13 protein-coding genes are annotated in these 16517 nt (G+C 41.5%); 11 read left to right on the top strand and 2 right to left on the bottom strand.

The annotated features are described in order from the left end of the window. Positions 1 to 17: 17 nt before the first annotated feature. The 4 genes from ACQKCG_RS05555 to kdsB all read left to right on the top strand — a co-directional run bounded on the left by ACQKCG_RS05555 (position 18) and on the right by kdsB (position 4957). Positions 18 to 1670, top strand: a complete 1653-nt coding sequence (locus tag ACQKCG_RS05555) for a glycosyltransferase (protein WP_427585245.1) — start codon at positions 18 to 20, stop codon at positions 1668 to 1670. A 138-nt stretch (positions 1671 to 1808) separates the two neighbouring features. Continuing rightward, positions 1809 to 2777 carry a KpsF/GutQ family sugar-phosphate isomerase gene (locus ACQKCG_RS05550; RefSeq protein WP_427585244.1) on the top strand — a complete coding sequence of 323 codons (969 nt, stop codon included), beginning with the start codon at positions 1809 to 1811 and terminating at the stop codon, positions 2775 to 2777. A gap of 43 nt (positions 2778 to 2820) precedes the next feature. Then, positions 2821 to 3660 (top strand): 3-deoxy-8-phosphooctulonate synthase, encoded by an 840-nt coding sequence (gene kdsA / locus ACQKCG_RS05545; protein ID WP_427585243.1) that lies wholly within the window; start codon positions 2821 to 2823, stop codon positions 3658 to 3660. A 19-nt stretch (positions 3661 to 3679) separates the two neighbouring features. Then, the gene (gene kdsB, locus ACQKCG_RS05540; protein WP_427585241.1) at positions 3680 to 4957 is read left to right on the top strand and encodes a 3-deoxy-manno-octulosonate cytidylyltransferase; all 1278 of its coding nucleotides are present in this window, start codon (positions 3680 to 3682) and stop codon (positions 4955 to 4957) included. A 2-nt stretch (positions 4958 to 4959) separates the two neighbouring features. Here the strand turns inward: kdsB and ACQKCG_RS05535 are convergent, their stop codons facing one another. Beyond that, positions 4960 to 5916, bottom strand: a complete 957-nt coding sequence (locus tag ACQKCG_RS05535) for a hypothetical protein (RefSeq protein ID WP_427585239.1) — start codon at positions 5914 to 5916, stop codon at positions 4960 to 4962. A 145-nt stretch (positions 5917 to 6061) separates the two neighbouring features. Between ACQKCG_RS05535 and galE the strand changes: the two genes are divergently transcribed. The 4 genes from galE to ACQKCG_RS05515 all read left to right on the top strand — a co-directional run bounded on the left by galE (position 6062) and on the right by ACQKCG_RS05515 (position 11183). Further along, the gene (galE, locus tag ACQKCG_RS05530) at positions 6062 to 7123 is read left to right on the top strand and encodes a UDP-glucose 4-epimerase GalE (protein ID WP_427585237.1); all 1062 of its coding nucleotides are present in this window, start codon (positions 6062 to 6064) and stop codon (positions 7121 to 7123) included. 69 nt (positions 7124 to 7192) lie between these two features. Next, positions 7193 to 8077, top strand: a complete 885-nt coding sequence (locus ACQKCG_RS05525; RefSeq protein ID WP_427585235.1) for a UTP--glucose-1-phosphate uridylyltransferase — start codon at positions 7193 to 7195, stop codon at positions 8075 to 8077. A 3-nt stretch (positions 8078 to 8080) separates the two neighbouring features. Beyond that, a complete protein-coding gene (gene pgi / locus ACQKCG_RS05520; protein ID WP_427585234.1) occupies positions 8081 to 9760 on the top strand; it encodes a glucose-6-phosphate isomerase in 1680 nt (559 codons plus the stop codon). A gap of 37 nt (positions 9761 to 9797) precedes the next feature. After that, positions 9798 to 11183: a UDP-glucose/GDP-mannose dehydrogenase family protein gene (locus ACQKCG_RS05515; RefSeq protein WP_427585233.1), complete on the top strand. Its 1386-nt coding sequence runs from the start codon at positions 9798 to 9800 to the stop codon at positions 11181 to 11183. Positions 11184 to 11286: 103 nt separating this feature from the next. Here the strand turns inward: ACQKCG_RS05515 and ACQKCG_RS05510 are convergent, their stop codons facing one another. Continuing rightward, complete coding sequence (locus ACQKCG_RS05510) at positions 11287 to 12774, bottom strand: phosphomannomutase CpsG (RefSeq protein WP_427585231.1); 1488 nt, start codon at positions 12772 to 12774, stop codon at positions 11287 to 11289. Between the two features lie 138 nt (positions 12775 to 12912). Between ACQKCG_RS05510 and mazG the strand changes: the two genes are divergently transcribed. The 3 genes from mazG to pcnB all read left to right on the top strand — a co-directional run bounded on the left by mazG (position 12913) and on the right by pcnB (position 16517). Beyond that, complete coding sequence (mazG, locus tag ACQKCG_RS05505; protein ID WP_102091392.1) at positions 12913 to 13779, top strand: nucleoside triphosphate pyrophosphohydrolase; 867 nt, start codon at positions 12913 to 12915, stop codon at positions 13777 to 13779. Then, positions 13763 to 14137 (top strand): ComEA family DNA-binding protein, encoded by a 375-nt coding sequence (locus ACQKCG_RS05500; RefSeq protein ID WP_102091393.1) that lies wholly within the window; start codon positions 13763 to 13765, stop codon positions 14135 to 14137. Before mazG ends, ACQKCG_RS05500 begins: the two co-directional genes overlap by 17 nt. Before the next feature lie 166 nt (positions 14138 to 14303). After that, positions 14304 to 16517, top strand: coding sequence for a polynucleotide adenylyltransferase PcnB (gene pcnB / locus ACQKCG_RS05495; RefSeq protein ID WP_427585229.1), 2214 nt, complete (start codon positions 14304 to 14306; stop codon positions 16515 to 16517).

Genomic DNA, 16517 nt, shown 5'->3' with positions numbered 1-16517 from the left:
GTTATCAAGGTAACCACATGAAAGTTATATCTATTTTGAATAATATATATGAGAAAGCTGGTGGTGTTACGAGAGTATCGATGTATAGAACTGAATCCTTTGAAAGTACAGGGTTTGATTCCGCTGTTGCTACTCTTGCACTTAACAATAAGCTAAATGAAATAATAAATAATTTAATATCGATTTCGACAATTAGTGAAAAGTTAAAAGTTATTAATTTTTATAGTTCTCTATCTTATGCTCACAAACATAATTTAAACTTACCAGATGTTTTTTCAAGCCATCATAAAGAAAGTCTAAAAGAAAAAGTAAAGAGAAAGACGGTTTACCCTAGAGGTTCAATGTCAACTTTAGTTAAATATTTTAATTCTAATGATGAACTATTTCTAGAAGAGTACTTTAATGAAGAAGGTTTTTGTACTTGTGTATTATATTATCATCGAGAAAAGGGTTGCTTACAGTTTTCTTCGAAAGACTCCATTCATGCTTTTTGGTTATCAGAACTAAAAGGGACTTCGGATGGTTACTATATTGCAGATGCTATAATGGCGGCAAAGTCCGTTTGTATGATTTCAGATTTAAATGCTTATAAGATACTAATGGCACATAGCAATCACTTATTGCTACCAAGAACTATAGGTTCAAGGCTAGCTCCCAAATACAAAGATGTATTTGATTATAACAAGCTATCTGATGCTTTCGTGCTTCTTACTCATCATCAACTTGAAGACATAAAAGCACAATTCAATATAAGTAAAAAATGCTATGTGATACCTAACCCCATAAAAACTGTTAATAAAAATTTACTAGGTAATAAAACAGAGAACTTCGCTATTATTCTTGCGCGATTGGATAGAGTGAAACAGATAGATAAAATAATTAAAGCATTTAAATCCATTGTATCTCTAAACCAAAATGCTGTTTTAGAAATATGGGGAGATGGGGCAGAGCGAGATAATCTTAAAGCTTTAGTCAAAAGCAATAAATTAGATAATAATGTGAAGTTTATGGGCTTCTCAAAAACTCCACATAGAGAACTGTCTCGTGCTACTGTTGCATTGAGCATGTCTTCGGCTGAAGGATTTGGAGTTAGTATTGCTGAAGCGTTGTCCTGTGGGACCCCTGTTGTATCAATAAAAACTAAATACGGGCCAACAGACATTATCACAGATGGTAAAGATGGTTTTTTGGTCAATAATGAAAAAGAGTTTATAGAAAAGGTTTCATATCTATTAAATAATCCAGATATAGCTTATGAAATGGGGAAAGATGGTATAACTAGCTCCTCAAGATTTATGTCTGAACAAATTATTGAGCAATGGGTAGGTTTGTTTAATAAATTGAAAAAAGACAAAGCAAGTGGAGTTGAATACAGCTTTCCAGGAAAATCTATTAAAAATACTATTGGAACAAAATTAGGCTGGATTTATTTAGATAAAAATATAAAGCAAGCAGCTGCTCTCGAAGAGTCAGGATCAATTTTTATAAGAGATGTAAACAAAAATATAAGTTTTGATGGTATATGTGAGTTAGATCCACAGATTTATGATATAGAGAAGGTAAGTTTTGATGCTAAAAAAGAAGTTTACCGTTTTAGGGTTTTGTCTAAGGGTGAAATTTATAAAGGTGTTATTCCACCTAAAAGTATAGAGTTTGTGATCTTAAAGTAATTTAAAGATAAATTAGAATAATAAATGACAAAAATTATCTAAAATATTTTTCAAGTTAATATTAAAACTATAATTTATCCTTATATATTATTGTAAGAAATTAGGATTGAATTAATCCAGTTGACTGAGGAGCATATAGTGCACCCACAAGATAATAACTACCTAGTATCTGCTCAAAGAACTTTTGATATTGAGCTTAAAGCATTGGCACTGTTAAAGATAGATTTAGATCAGAGATTTACGTTGGCTTGTCAGACTATCTTGAGCTGTCAAGGACGTCTGATTATTACTGGTATGGGTAAGTCAGGCCTAGTAGGACGTAAAATAGCAGCAACAATGGCATCTACTGGTACACCGGCTTTTTTTGTGCATCCTGGTGAAGCAGGGCATGGCGATCTTGGAATGATTGTAAAAGGTGATGTTGTTTTAGCCATTTCCAACTCAGGCAATAGTGATGAAATCAATGTTTTATTACCAGTTATTAAGAAACTAGACTTACCTTTAATAAGTATTAGTAAGAGTTTATTAGGTAGGTTACCTCAAGAAGCAGATGTTGCTTTGACACTTGGTGACTTTGAAGAGGCTTGCCCAATGGGTTTAGCGCCTACCTCTAGTACCACAGCCACTATGGTGTTAGGTGATGCACTTGCTATTGCATTGCTTGAAGCACGCGGCTTTAAATCTGATGATTTTGCTTTATCTCATCCGGCTGGTTCTCTAGGTAAGAAACTATTGACCGATGTTTCAGATATCATGAAGTCGGGTAAAGATATTCCTTTAGTTACAGGAAATACCAGTATCATAGATGCCTTATTCGAAATCACAGAAAAAAGATTAGGCATGACGGTGGTAGTAGATGGTGAAAATAATTATGGAGTTTTGACAGATGGTGACATACGCCGACTGCTTACGATAAACCAAGATATGAGCCAACCTATTGCCAGTGTCATGAAGGCTGCGCCTATAACTACCTCATCTAACACCAAGGCCTCAGAAGCACTTGATATAATGAGGCAGAAAAACGTTAATCAGCTTATCGTTTTGGACAATGATATGTTAATAGGTGTCCTTGCTTTACGTGATTTAGTGCAAGCTGGTATTAACTAGATAACATGATGTGATCATAAATTTATAGTTTTGAGGAATAATAATGAAAATAACGGAAAATATAACGGTAGGCAATGATTTACCTTTTGTGCTGTTTGGCGGTATTAATGTCATTGAATCAAGAGATCTTGCCCTAAAGGCATGTGAAGCGTATGTGGAAATTACGCAAAAGCTTGATATACCTTATGTATTTAAAGCTAGCTTCGATAAAGCCAATAGGTCTTCGATCCATTCTTTCCGTGGGCCAGGATTAGATGAAGGGTTGAAGATTTTACAAGAAGTAAAAGAAACCTTTGGTGTGCCGATTATTTCAGATGTACATGAAATAGCTCAGTGTCAGCCAGCTGCTGAAGTTATTGATATTTTACAACTGCCCGCATTTTTGGCGCGTCAAACTGATTTGGTTAAAGCCTTAGCAGAGACTGGTCGTCCAATTAATATTAAAAAACCACAGTTTCTAAGCCCAGAGCAGATGAAAAATATTATCAATAAGTTTCATGAAATGGGTAATGATAAACTCATGCTTTGTGAACGTGGTAGCTGTTTTGGTTACGATAATCTGGTCGTCGATATGTTGGGATTAGGCGTAATGAAGCGCATTAGTAATAATGCGCCTATTATCTTTGATGTGACGCACGCACTACAAACCAGAAGCTCAGGTAGTGATGCATCAGGAGGTCGTAGAGATCAAATTATAGAGTTGGCTCGTTCAGGTATGGCTGCCGGACTTGCAGGACTGTTCTTAGAGGCGCACCCCAATCCTAGTGAAGCTAAATGCGATGGACCAAGTGCATTGCCGCTAGATAAATTAGAGCCATTTTTACAACAGATGAAGCAGGTAGATGATTTAATTAAGTCATTACCAAGCATTGATATTCAGTAAATATATAAAGGTGTATTAGATGGACTCTGTTGCTATTATTATCCCTGCACGTTATGCGTCTTCACGGTTTCCTGGTAAGCCACTTGCTGATATTTTGGGTAAACCGATGATTCAGCATGTATATGAGAAAGCTCAATCAGTCAAAAATGTTGAAGTGATAGTAGCAACAGATGACGAGAGGATATTCGAGACAGTTGCAAATTTTGGCGGTAAAGGGGTGTTGACTGGTTCAACTCATATTTCAGGTACCGATAGACTCGTGGAAGTGATGAGTAAGGTGGATGCTGATTTATATATCAATTTACAAGGTGATGAACCCTTAGTGCGTTCTGATGATATTGAAATGTTGATTAACGCCATGCGTAGCGATGAGTCCATTGAAGTTGGAACCCTTTATCACTTTATCAATGAACGCCAAGCTCAAGATCCCAATACCGTTAAAGTGGTTACATCACATAGCGGCCGTGCATGTTACTTTAGTCGCTCTCCAATACCTTTTATTCGAAACAATGAGATACAAACTAACTATAAGCAGCACGTTGGTGTATATGCCTATCGCAAGTCTGTCTTAGAACGATATGCGCAATTACCTGAATCTAATGTCGAATCAGCAGAACAATTAGAACAATTAAGATTATTAGATAGCGATATAGATATTTATGCATTTGAAGTAATGAAGACAGGGCCTGGTGTAGATACTCCTGAAGACCTTCAAAAAGTAATCGCTATTCTTCAAGGTAAACAGTCAGAGAGTGAAAAGTCTTTACTCTCTAATACCGAACTTGTTATTACCGATATTGATGGCGTATTAACAGATGGTGGTATTTACTATGATGAACATGGTGAATGTATCAAGCGCTTCCATGTGCGCGATGGTCTAGGTATAAAGCTATTACAACAGGCAGGTATTCAAGTAGCAGTATTATCAGGTAAAGATTCAAAGCCATTAAGAAAGAGGATTTCTGATTTAGGCATTGATATCTTTATGCTAGGTATCAAAGATAAAGAAGTAGCCTGTAAGGAAATTATTCAGCGGGCAGGCACTACCAAAGTGAATACTGTGTATATCGGTGATGACACCATTGATTTACCAGCTTTCATCAGTTGTGGTGTTGCAGTGGCTGTCGCTGATGCTCCTGAATACGTCAAAGCTAAGTGTGATTTAGTGCTGGAGACCAAGGGCGGTTTTGGCGCTTTACGTGAAATAGCTGATAATATCTTGATTGAGCAGGGTCACTCTAAGTTAATAGAAGATCCTACTACATTCTTGAAAATTCATGCCAATGTGACACAGTAATCTTATTGACTATATAGGTAACATAAGAGAAAGTACTGACGTCTAATAGCTTCTGTTTTACAAAGATTTTCATAAAAAGGTCGCCCTAATACGGTGACCTTTTTTCCTCTCAGTAACGCCTCAAATCCACCTAGTGAAGTAATCGTATAGACATGATCGATAGTTTCCAATGCGTCAACCAAATGTATAGATTGAGTGAGGATAAGGCAATCTAGTTCTATGAGTGCACTAACGATGTCAGGGTTGTCTAACGTCATTGGATGTGGTTTGACGATTATCTGAGCGTCAGGATTTTCTTTGATTGCCTTCTTCACTACATCAAGTAAAGTAACACCCTCACCGCCACCGTATTTCAGTGAGTCATCATGTGGTACTTGACCTAATACCAAAATACGTTCTTTATCCTTAGTACCATATATTGGTGCGACATCGACATAAGGTTGATGATTATATTTGCTCACTCTATGCGATAAATAATAATCAAGCATCTCTTGTGCTAGCACCTCATCATAGTTATCCTGCTCAAAGTCAAAATTTGCAATGAGGTCGGTCAGATCGTTTGGTCGCGTTGTGTCAAAATATGGCGCTTGGCTATCCATTACAATAGATAATGGTGGCGCGCTACTATCATCATCAGGACCTGAACGGATAAAACCATCTTCTAAGAAAAAAATGTCTACACCTTGCTCGCGGACATACTCAATAAAGTATTGAGGCGCTTTATAGCCCCAAATATAGATGACTGGATTGACCTTTTGGATAAAAGGTTTGAGCCAAAGATTAAAATATTGCTTATCAAAGTGTCGTTGTATTTGTACATGTGCCGACTCAAACACCCATTCGTTGACGATATCTTTCCATGGCAGCATACCAACCACTAGCGCCAAACGCTGGTTAGGGTAGCGATAGTGTTTATAGTAACCTGACAATAATGGTTTGACGTAGTTGTTGAATTTCATGACGTAGTCGACGGCTTGGTTTGGTAGTGGAAAATTGGATATACATTATTAATATATTTACGTTGGTAATGTATTATAGTTCCCAGTATAGTTGCATTTATGAGCAAAGACGAATAACTAATTCATAAAGTAACGGATCGATGTTATGAGAAATAAAATATTAGTTACTGGCGGTGCTGGATATATCGGTTCGCATACTTGTATAGCACTACACGAAGCAGGCTATGATATTGTTGTGTACGATAATTTATCTAATAGTAGCTGTGAAGCGATTAACCGTGTCTCTACGCTTATTGGTCAGCCTATTGAGTTTATCGAAGGGGATATACGAGATCCTGAGTTACTGAGAGAAGTCTTTGCTTCGCACGAATTCTTTGGCGTGATTCACTTTGCTGGGTTAAAAGCAGTTGGGGAATCAGTAGTAAGGCCATTGCTGTATTACAATAACAATGTCAGCGGTACCATCACATTATTAGAAGTTATGGCAGAGTATAATATTAAAAATATAGTTTTTTCATCATCTGCCACTGTCTATGGTGATCCTGAATCCTTACCCATCGATGAGAGCTCGAAGCGCTCTTGTACCAACCCTTATGGACAAAGTAAACTTGCTGTAGAACAGATCTTAGAAGATTTAGCTGTGCCTGATGACAGCTGGAACATGATAGCTCTTAGGTATTTTAATCCAGTAGGCGCGCATACATCAGGACAGATTGGCGAAGACCCCAATGATATTCCTAATAATTTGATGCCTTATATTTCTCAAGTGGCCGTCGGCAAACTTGATAAGCTCAGTATCTTTGGTAATGACTATCCTACTGTCGATGGAACAGGTGTTCGTGACTTTATCCATGTCACTGATTTGGCGCAAGGTCATGTGGCTGCATTAAATTATCTAGATAAACAGGCCAGTCTAACTGAAGATGGTAAAACACAACAATACTCAGTAGGCTTTTTACCTATCAACTTAGGCACTGGCAAAGGTACTTCTGTATTAGAATTGGTATCTGCATTTTCTGAGGTATCTGGTCAGAGCATTCCTTATCAGTTTGTAGAACGTCGTGCAGGAGATATCGCCAGTTGCTATGCCAGTGCCGATAAAGCGAAAACACTGTTAGGGTGGCAAGCTGAATTATCGATTGCTGATATGTGTCGAGATACATGGCGTTGGCAGAGCATGAACCCGAATGGATACAATGTATCTTGATACTTGTTAAGCTATCATCGTCTATCTGTTACCTTATTCTCACTTAACTTTTGAAACAGTCTTATTTATATGAAAAAAATCACTCACGCCGTTATCCCCGTCGCAGGCTTTGGTACCCGTATGCTGCCATTGTCAAAATCTGTGCCAAAAGAGTTGTTACCGCTTGGCAATCGTCCTGCTATTCATTACGTGGTCGAAGAGGCCATCGCTGCCGGTATTAAACATATTGTCTTGGTCGGTCATGCGCAAAAGAGCGCAATTGAAAACTACTTTGATATCAATGCGGAGTTGGATAATCAATTGCGTCATAAAGGCAAAGATGAGCTGGCTGATAGCTTAAACTGGTTGCCAGAAGATGTGACGGTATCGATGATACGTCAAGGTAAAGCGTTAGGTTTGGGTCATGCAGTACTGGCAGCGCGACCAATCATTGGTGAGCATGACTTTGCCGTATTGTTACCTGATGTCGTGCTTGATCCATTTACCACTGATATGTCTGCTGATAATTTGGCCTTTATGCTGGATGCCTTTGCTACAGATGGTCATTCACAGATATTGGTTGATCAAGTAGCGGATGAAGACGTACATAAGTATGGCATCGCCCAATTAAATGAAACGTATAGCAATGCGGGCGATATCGATGACAAAGCAGAGGTTAATGCTAGCTTTAAAGTCGCTGGCTTTGTAGAAAAACCTAGCTTAGCAGATGCACCTTCATGCTTAGCAGTGGTTGGTCGCTATGTGTTTAGCAATCAAATCTTTGATTATTTGGCCAATACCAAAGCGTCGGTTGGCGGTGAGATTCAGCTGACCGATGCGATTGATGCGCTGATTAGCGAATACGGGGTCAATGTGACGACGATGCGCGGTGATAGTTATGATGCAGGCGATATGCGCTCATATATGCAGGCGTTTATCTATTTTGCCCAGCAGCAATTAGCAGAAGATGAATAGCTGATGGATGAGATAAAGGACGATAAGCGTTATAGCAGTGCTCGCAGCTCTCAATATTGGCAGCAGTTGCAAAGTCTGGCTAAGCAGCCGTGGTCACTGGCAGCCTTGTTTGCGCAAGATGATGAGCGTGCGACACGCTTTAGCAGGCAAGCGGGTGCGCTATATATGGACTTTAGTAAGCAGCGTATCGATCAGACAGTATTGTCTAACTTACTGAGTTTGGCCGATAGTTGTGAGCTGGATGCTCGTATTGATTCGTTATTACAAGGGGCGATGGTAAATACCAGCGAGCAGCGTGCTGCATTGCACACAGCATTACGATTGCCAGAGACAGCGACATTACAAGTCGATGGACAAAATATCGTCACTGATGTACATCATAGTTTGTCACAAGTGGCACGCTTATCAGAGCGCGTGTGCAATGGCACGTGGCGCGGGTTTTCTGGCAAGGCAATTACAGATGTTGTCAATATTGGGGTTGGCGGCTCTGATTTAGGACCGCTGATGGCAACTACAGCGCTTGATGAATGGGCAGATACCAGTATTGAAGTGCATTTTGTCTCCAATATGGACGGTACGCAGCTTGATAATCTACTCAAGCATTTAAATCCTGAGACGACATTATTTATTATCTCTTCCAAATCCTTTGGTACGGTTGACACTTTATCGAATGCTAAGACGGCATTATCTTGGCTACTTGCGACGGCAAAGCTCCGTGCAGGTACAGAAGACAGTGTATTACGTCGACACTTTATCGGCATCTCAGCCAATAGTGAAAAAATGAGTGCTTGGGGAATTCATCCTGAGCATCAGTTGCAGCTTTGGGAATGGGTCGGCGGTCGCTTTTCTTTATGGTCGGCGATAGGCCTTGCCATTGCTATTCGTATTGGTATGAGTGGCTTTAAGGCATTATTAAGTGGTGCTCATAGTATGGATGAGCATTTTGCACAAGCTGACTTTGCCGACAATTTACCCGTACTGTTAGGTTTGCTAGCTGTTTGGAACAGTACTTTTTTACAAGTAAATGCGCATACCGTATTGCCTTATGACGGTCGATTGGGCTATTTACCCAGCTATTTAACCCAGCTAGAGATGGAGAGTAATGGCAAGTCAGTTACTCGGAATGGGGATCATATTGACTATGATACGTGTCCAATTCTATGGGGTGAAATCGGCTCAAATGCGCAGCATGCATTTTATCAGCTGTTACACCAAGGCACGCAGCAGGTTTCCTGTGACTTTATCGCTTGTGTACGTCGCTACGGTGATGAGGCGCAAAAATCCTCATTGCAACAACAGCACGAATTGTCTTTAGCAAATTGTTTGGCGCAAAGTCGAGTATTGGCATTTGGCAATGCTGCTGTGACAGATCTGGTTGATCCACAGACAGTGTCCGAAGCAGACAAATATAAGTACTACCGTGGTAACCAACCGTCAACCACATTACTGATTGATGAGCTGACGCCGCATAGTTTAGGCGCATTGATAGCGCTCTACGAGCATAAGGTCTATGTCATGGCCAGTATCTGGGATATCAATCCGTTTGATCAATGGGGCGTCGAGATGGGTAAGCAAATGGCAGACTCCGTACACCATGCTATGCAGCACGTGCAGAAAGATTCTCAAGGTCTATTCGATACATCTACTGACCAATTACTAAAGCGTATCAAACAGCTGTCCTAGCGATAGTGGTGTGTCAATAATATAGGAAAGCACGCTCATGGAAACGGTTTTAGATGGTAGCCATATGAATAAATACAATAATGAATCTGAACCAAACCAATTAACTGATTCCACAGTTTGTGTGCTTATTGGTCACAGCATAGAGGCAATTACCAGTGCAGTGGTGCTAGCAAGTCTCGGTCAGCGTGTGCATCTCTACGCAGACAAGATACTACTGACGCAGCAGATACAGCAATATAGTTTTGAGCATCATCTGCAAGCGCTATGGCAAATGTATGAGCAGCAGCAGGTTATTACTAGTAAGGAATTACCAGCTAGTGCCGATATGCTAATAAAAGGCTATGAAGTAGCTGGTCATAACGAAACTGATGCTCAAAGTAGGGTAACGCTTTATTGGTTGTTTTTAGACAGTATTAAGCCGTCGTGGACAGAAGACAGTTGGATTACCGCTTTTAACCAAAGCCATCAGCAAGCGCTACCTGTGATTATGAGCGGCATTGAGCAATTAGGCCATGTAGCAGGATTGGCTCAGCGTTTACAGCGTGCTTGGGTCTATTATGTGCCATTTGTATTCTTACAAGATGGCGATGCGTATAGCTCGATGTTGAATCCTTCGTTATGGCTACTGGGTGAAAAGACAGCAAGTAGTAGCCAGCACTTGAATGTGTTTAAGCCTTTAATGCAGCATGCACGCGCTACCCATCATGCTGATATCGCAACGATAGAGTTTGCTCGCAGTAGTATCATGGCGATGCTAGCGGCTAGAGTGAGCTTTATGAATGAGATGTCACGTTTGGCTGATAGTCAAAACGTCGATATCAGTCAAGTTAGTCGTATCATGGGATTGGATGAACGGGTAGGCAGTAGTTATCTAAAAGCAGGGTGGGGATTCGGTGGTAATACTTTGCCCACCGAGCTGGCTAAATTGCAACAATCAAGCCGTACACACAGTTTGGATATGCCTTTATTGCAATCTATTGTACATATTAACGAAGATCAAAAAGAGCGGATATTCCGTAAGTTTTGGCAGTATTTTGATGGGTTCATTGACAATAAAACTGTGATGATTTGGGGCGGTAGTTATAAGTCAGGCTCAGGACGTACCGCTGGTTCAGCTATCCATCCGTTGTTAGCATTACTGTGGTCTTATAATATTCGCACACTGGTTTATAGCGATAAGGCACAGCATGAACTTGCCGAGCTTTATCAGCAACAACCTTTGCTTGAGCTGATTGCTAGTCCTTATCAACAGCTTTGCGATACTCATGCTGTTTTTATCGTTAGTTGGTCACCGCGAGATCAATTAGATATTGGCAAAATTAATCAACAAGCCATGCCCGTATTTGATGCGCAAAATGTACTGACACGCTCGCAAATTAATAGCTTAGTAGGTGATTATATGGGTATTGGTCGAACTAAATAGTTTGATTTAAGGTTTTCTGTGTATAGAAAAAAGGCTCGCTAATACTCATTAGCGAGCCTTTTTCGACTGCAAATCAGAATTATTTTTTACTGGGTTAATGACTTTATGCTGGTACAGCACCTTGAGTTGCTAGCCACTGCTCTATCTCTTGAGTTTTAGCAGCCAGTAACGGTTGGTCGCCGCGACTTTCGATATTTAATCTGATAAGTGGCTCGGTATTCGATGCTCGCAAATTAAAGCGCCACTCTCCAAAGTTAAGACTTAAACCATCAAGTGTTGATTTAACTGGTTGCTCGTTGCTGAATTTATCTTCAATTGCGCTAATAATTGTTGTTGCATCGTGAGTGGTGAGGTGAAAGTTTAGCTCGCCTGAGCTGGGATAGGCGGCAATATAGCCTGTGACCAAATCGGATAGTGTTTTACCAGTGATAGACAATAGCTCAATGGTCAATAACCATGGAATCATACCACTATCGCAATAGAAGAAATCACGGAAATAATGATGCGCAGACATTTCACCGCCGTATACAGCACCTGAGTCCCGCATGACTTGCTTGATAAATGAATGTCCAGATTTACTAATGACAGCCTTACCATTATGTTCATCTATCACTGCTTCGGTATTATAAATTACCCGTGGATCATAGACAATTGACTCGCTTGGGTATTTATTCAAAAATGCTTGAGCGAGCATACCGACGATGTAGCTACCATCAATAAATTCGCCACGTTCATCGAATAGGAAGCAGCGATCAAAGTCACCATCAAAAGCAATGCCAAGATCCGCGTTGTTTGCCAAAACGGCTTGCTGGGTAGCCACTCTATTGGCTTCAATCATTGGATTGGGGATGCCATTGGGGAAGCTACCATCTGGTGTATGATGCAATTTAATCACTTCAATCGGTGCGCCAGCTTGTAAAAGTTTTTCAATCAACAAATCGACCACAGGACCTGCGCTACCATTGCCTGAATTAACGACCAGTTTGAGTGGTTTTAGTTTATCAGTATCGATAAAAGTCATGACATGATCGATATACGCGCTTTTATCCGTCAATAACTGCAATTTGCCTGATTGATTATCCGTAGTGAACTGCCCAGATTCTGCCAGTGCTTGAATCTCTGCCAACCCATCATCAGCGCTGATTGGTTTTGAATGTTCTTTAACCAGTTTTAGGCCATTATAATTGATAGGGTTATGACTGGCAGTCACTTCGATACCACCTAACGCCTGATAGTGACTGGTGGCAAAATACACTTCTTCAGTACCACTCATGCCCAAATCAATAACATCAACGCCTGCATCCATCATACCTGTGATAGCGGCTTGCTTTAACTGCTCACTAGAGTGGCGAATATCACTACCGATAACGATAGCAGGTTTTAGAGTTGCTATATCATTGGCTTGGGTTTGAGCCGCTGCCTGATAACGCTGATATAAAATCTGTGCGAACGCCCGCCCGATACGGTAGGCAATATTTTCATCGAGATTGACCCCAAGCTCACCGCGAATGTCATAGGCTTTAAATGAGCTGATAGTAACAGGGTCGAATTTTGCGGTTGGTTGATAGTTGGTGGTCGCAGAAGTGGGCATAATGATAAAGTTCCTCGCGCATGAGCAGTGGTAAAATGAAGAGGTTAGTAGCACAATTATAAGCCAAGCTGTGTTCAATGATACACTAACTATTAGACGAATCATCAAACAACATATAAAACGATAAGAGCCGCCCTTATGAGTATCTCAGACAATAAAATTACCGTGCCTAAGCCTGTACAAGGAACGCCAGACGCCACTGGCCAGCTTGATGATTTGTTAGCGTTGATGGCACGACTAAGAACAGACTGTCCGTGGGACAAAAAGCAAACCAACCATAGCCTTATTCCGTATGCCATCGAAGAGGCTTATGAGCTAGGTGAAGCGGTACAAAGCGACGATGATGAAGACATTAAAGGTGAGCTTGGTGATGTGCTGCTGCAAGTCATCTTCCACTGTCAGATGTATGCGGAGCAAGGGCGCTTTGATATGAGTGATGTTATCAGTACTTTGCAAAAAAAACTGATTCGCCGTCATCCACATGTGTTTGAAGCCGAAACGCTCAAAGACGATGCGGCAGTAAAAGTACGCTGGGACGAAATTAAGCTCGAGGAGCAGCAGGCACGCGAAGCACGTGGTAAATCAAAGCGTCGCTTAGATCAAGTCAAAGCGGGTAGCGCATTGATGCAGGCGCAGGATGTACAAAAGCAAGCGTCAAAGTTAGGTTTTGATTGGGAAGGTATTGCAGGTGCTGTAGACAAGTTAGACGAAGAGATTGCTGAGCTAAAACATGAGCTAACAGATAAGTCTACAGCTGAGGTCAAAGCTAACATCAGAGAGGTCGAAAAAGAATTAGGCGACTGTATGTTTGCACTCGTAAATGTTGCACGCAAATTAAACCTTGATGCAGAAGCGGCTACCTTAACCTGCGTGCACAAGTTTAAATCTCGCTTTGGTTATATTGAGGAGCAGCTAGAACTCTCTGGCAAGCGTATTGAAGACAGCGATATAACAGAAATGGATGCACTGTGGGAAGCGGCGAAACGACATGAACGCTCATCGTAAATTTTCATTTACCAGCTTACTGACGACCACCGCTTTTAGTCTCCTATTGTCTGTGGTCGCACTCAATAATGCCAATGCAGATCCTTGTTTTGACGACCCTCAGCGTGCTTATGAGTATTTAATCGCAAAAGAAAAAGCTGTTACACAAGCGCGTGAGCAGAAAGTTATCAATATCAATCGAGCCAATGAAGGTGAACTTGTTTCGTTAGATGGTATCGGTAGCAGTAAAGCGCAGGCGATAATTTTATATCGTGATATGTTTGGTGATTTTAAGACAGTGGATGAGTTAGCAAAAGTGAAAGGTATCGGTGCAAAAACAGTCGAGAAAAACCAAAGACGTTTAAGTGTGCGTGATTAATGGCGGTGTTTTGCACTAATTAACCCCAATATTGACAAAATAGCATGTAAGTAAATGTCATAACACCCCCAGTAGGTCCAAAATTTGTTAAACTAGCGGGTACATCCGCCTGATAAACGCTGTGTTATTCAGGGGTAGTTAAAGAATACCGGCGAGGAGTAGATGCATGGCCGAGCGTGCCGCCAAGCAGTTAGAACTGAACAAATCTGAATTACCCAATTCCATTACTGAAGTGATTGCCACATTGACCCGTGCTGGGTTTGATGCGTATATCGTCGGTGGTGGTGTGCGCGATACTTTACTAGGTCTGCGCCCGAAAGACTTTGATGCCGTCACCGATGCCAAGCCGCATGAGATTAAAGATGTCTTTGGCAAGCGCTGCCGCATTATTGGTCGCCGCTTCCAGTTAGCGCATGTATATTCAGGTCGCGAGTTGATCGAAGTTGCTACTTTCCGTGGTCCACCAACCAGTGATGCCAATACCAATCAAGACGGTATGATTCTGCGCGACAATGTTTGGGGCGATATCCAACAAGATTTCTCCCGTCGCGATTTCTCTATTAATGCGCTTTATTATCAACCGCTCAAAGGCATCGTCCATGATTTCTGCGGCGCGCTTGATGATATTGATAACAGAATCATTCGTCTATTGGGCAATGCGCCAGTACGTATCGAAGAAGATCCTGTGCGCTTGTTACGTGCCTTACGTTTCAAAGCCAAGTTGGGTTTTGAGTTTGATGAAGCGTTGTCTGCTCAATTCAATGATGGGAACTGGGCGCTACTTGAGCAAATATCACCGCATCGTCTCTATGATGAAACGCAAAAGATGTTTACCGGTGGCTATCTAGTACCTCTATTGCCATTATTGTTTGAATCAGGTGCGATTGATAGTCTCATTATCTATCCACCGTCTGAGCCAAGTGCTTTAGTCAATCAGGTAGCTATCAATACCGATAAGCGTATTGCAGCGGGCAAGAGTATCAACCCTGCGTTCTTCTATGCTGCCTTACTGTGGGAAAATTACCTACATCAATTAGCAAAAGCTAAGAAACGTAATATGCCGTTTGCCGAAGCGCAAATGCATGCGGCTGGCAAAGTCATCGACCGTCAGCGTATCAAAACCGCTATTCCGAAATTTGCTGAGCAATTCATTCGAGATATCTGGATATTGCAGCCAAAACTTGCAGCCCCACGTAGCAAACAGATCGTTCAGCTATCAGAGCATCCGCGTTTCCGTGCGGGCTTTGACTTTTTATTATTACGTGAGCAGTGCGGCGATGCAGAGCATCCGCTATCAGAGTCAACCAACGATATGGGTGACTGGTGGCAGACGTATCAAACCTTGTCTGAACAAGAGCAGCAGCAAGCGATTGATGAATTTGACGAAAATATTCGCCGAGGTGCTTATAAAAAAGGGCAACGTGGTCGCGGACGTAATCGTCAAGAATCAAAAACACAGACTACTGATAATGCAGCACCCAATCAGAACAGTACAAAGCAAAACAAAGCCGATGACCGTGCTGAAAAAGGTAGAAATGACCAAACAATGGTAAATGATTCGTCAAATATTCCAGCCCGTCGCCGCCGCGCTGCAAGTCAATCTAAAGCTGGTCGCACTGACAGTGGTAGACATAACGTGCAGCAAGTAGAGCAAGATAATAACGAGCTTGCTCAGCTACAGCAGTTGTCTCTTGCTAGTAACAAGCAATCGGCAAATCAACAGGTAAAGCCTAAGCCGTTATTTGTTATAGAGCACGAGAACGTTGTGCCACCTTTACAGAAGCAACTGTCAGCTGATAATGCGTCGAAACGTAGTAAAGCACCTGTGCGAAAGCCAGCATCAACCAATCAAGATGCACCAAAGCAAGCGGTTAAGTCTGAACGCTCAAATAACGTTCAGCCGTCTAATACTAATCAGCCAGAAGCTCAAGCTTCAGCTAGTCAGGCTAGACCAGCTCGCTCGATTGCAAGATCACCTGCGTTAGTCAGTATGAATAACGAGCCGATCCCGCATAAGCGTCGCCGTCGTCAACCTACTGTAGATAGTGCGAGCAATATCGAAGTACAAGGCAATAGCGATGCGAAGGGTAGTAATAGCAAAGCACAATCAGCAGCGAAGTATGCGAAAAAAGCGCCTAAGCCCGCCGTTAAATCGACGGATGAAGGTGATGCTAACGCTGTAAAAATAGTAGCACGTAAAGACGCAGAGAAGGCCACTGCACCTGCGAGAGCCAAGAAATCGGTGAAAGCAACTACTGCAAAGGCTGCTAAAGCGAAGCAAGATATGAGTGATCAGATGCCTGCTGTGAAAGTCACTGATAACAAAGGCCCTGTACCATCGAAGCGCCGCCGCCGTCAGCCTAGTACCGAAAGCGCATAA

The sequence above is a fragment of the Psychrobacter sp. NPDC078929 genome, assembly GCF_050267985.1.
Lineage (GTDB): Bacteria > Pseudomonadota > Gammaproteobacteria > Pseudomonadales > Moraxellaceae > Psychrobacter.
Note: the sequence above shows the minus strand (reverse complement) of the source record. Positions and strands in the feature narration are given on the sequence as shown.

Bases quoted from the DNA above. Each gene is read 5' to 3' on its own strand.
- pcnB (WP_427585229.1), top strand. From the start codon at position 14,304: ATGGCCGAGCGTGCCGCCAAGCAGTTAGAACTGAACAAATCTGAATTA.
- kdsB (WP_427585241.1), top strand. From the start codon at position 3,680: ATGGACTCTGTTGCTATTATTATCCCTGCACGTTATGCGTCTTCACGG.
- mazG (WP_102091392.1), top strand. From the start codon at position 12,913: ATGAGTATCTCAGACAATAAAATTACCGTGCCTAAGCCTGTACAAGGA.
- ACQKCG_RS05535 (WP_427585239.1), bottom strand. From the start codon at position 5,916: ATGAAATTCAACAACTACGTCAAACCATTATTGTCAGGTTACTATAAA.
- ACQKCG_RS05515 (WP_427585233.1), top strand. From the start codon at position 9,798: ATGGAAACGGTTTTAGATGGTAGCCATATGAATAAATACAATAATGAA.
- ACQKCG_RS05525 (WP_427585235.1), top strand. From the start codon at position 7,193: ATGAAAAAAATCACTCACGCCGTTATCCCCGTCGCAGGCTTTGGTACC.
- ACQKCG_RS05510 (WP_427585231.1), bottom strand. From the start codon at position 12,774: ATGCCCACTTCTGCGACCACCAACTATCAACCAACCGCAAAATTCGAC.
- galE (WP_427585237.1), top strand. From the start codon at position 6,062: ATGAGAAATAAAATATTAGTTACTGGCGGTGCTGGATATATCGGTTCG.
- ACQKCG_RS05555 (WP_427585245.1), top strand. From the start codon at position 18: ATGAAAGTTATATCTATTTTGAATAATATATATGAGAAAGCTGGTGGT.
- kdsA (WP_427585243.1), top strand. From the start codon at position 2,821: ATGAAAATAACGGAAAATATAACGGTAGGCAATGATTTACCTTTTGTG.
- ACQKCG_RS05500 (WP_102091393.1), top strand. From the start codon at position 13,763: ATGAACGCTCATCGTAAATTTTCATTTACCAGCTTACTGACGACCACC.
- pgi (WP_427585234.1), top strand. From the start codon at position 8,081: ATGGATGAGATAAAGGACGATAAGCGTTATAGCAGTGCTCGCAGCTCT.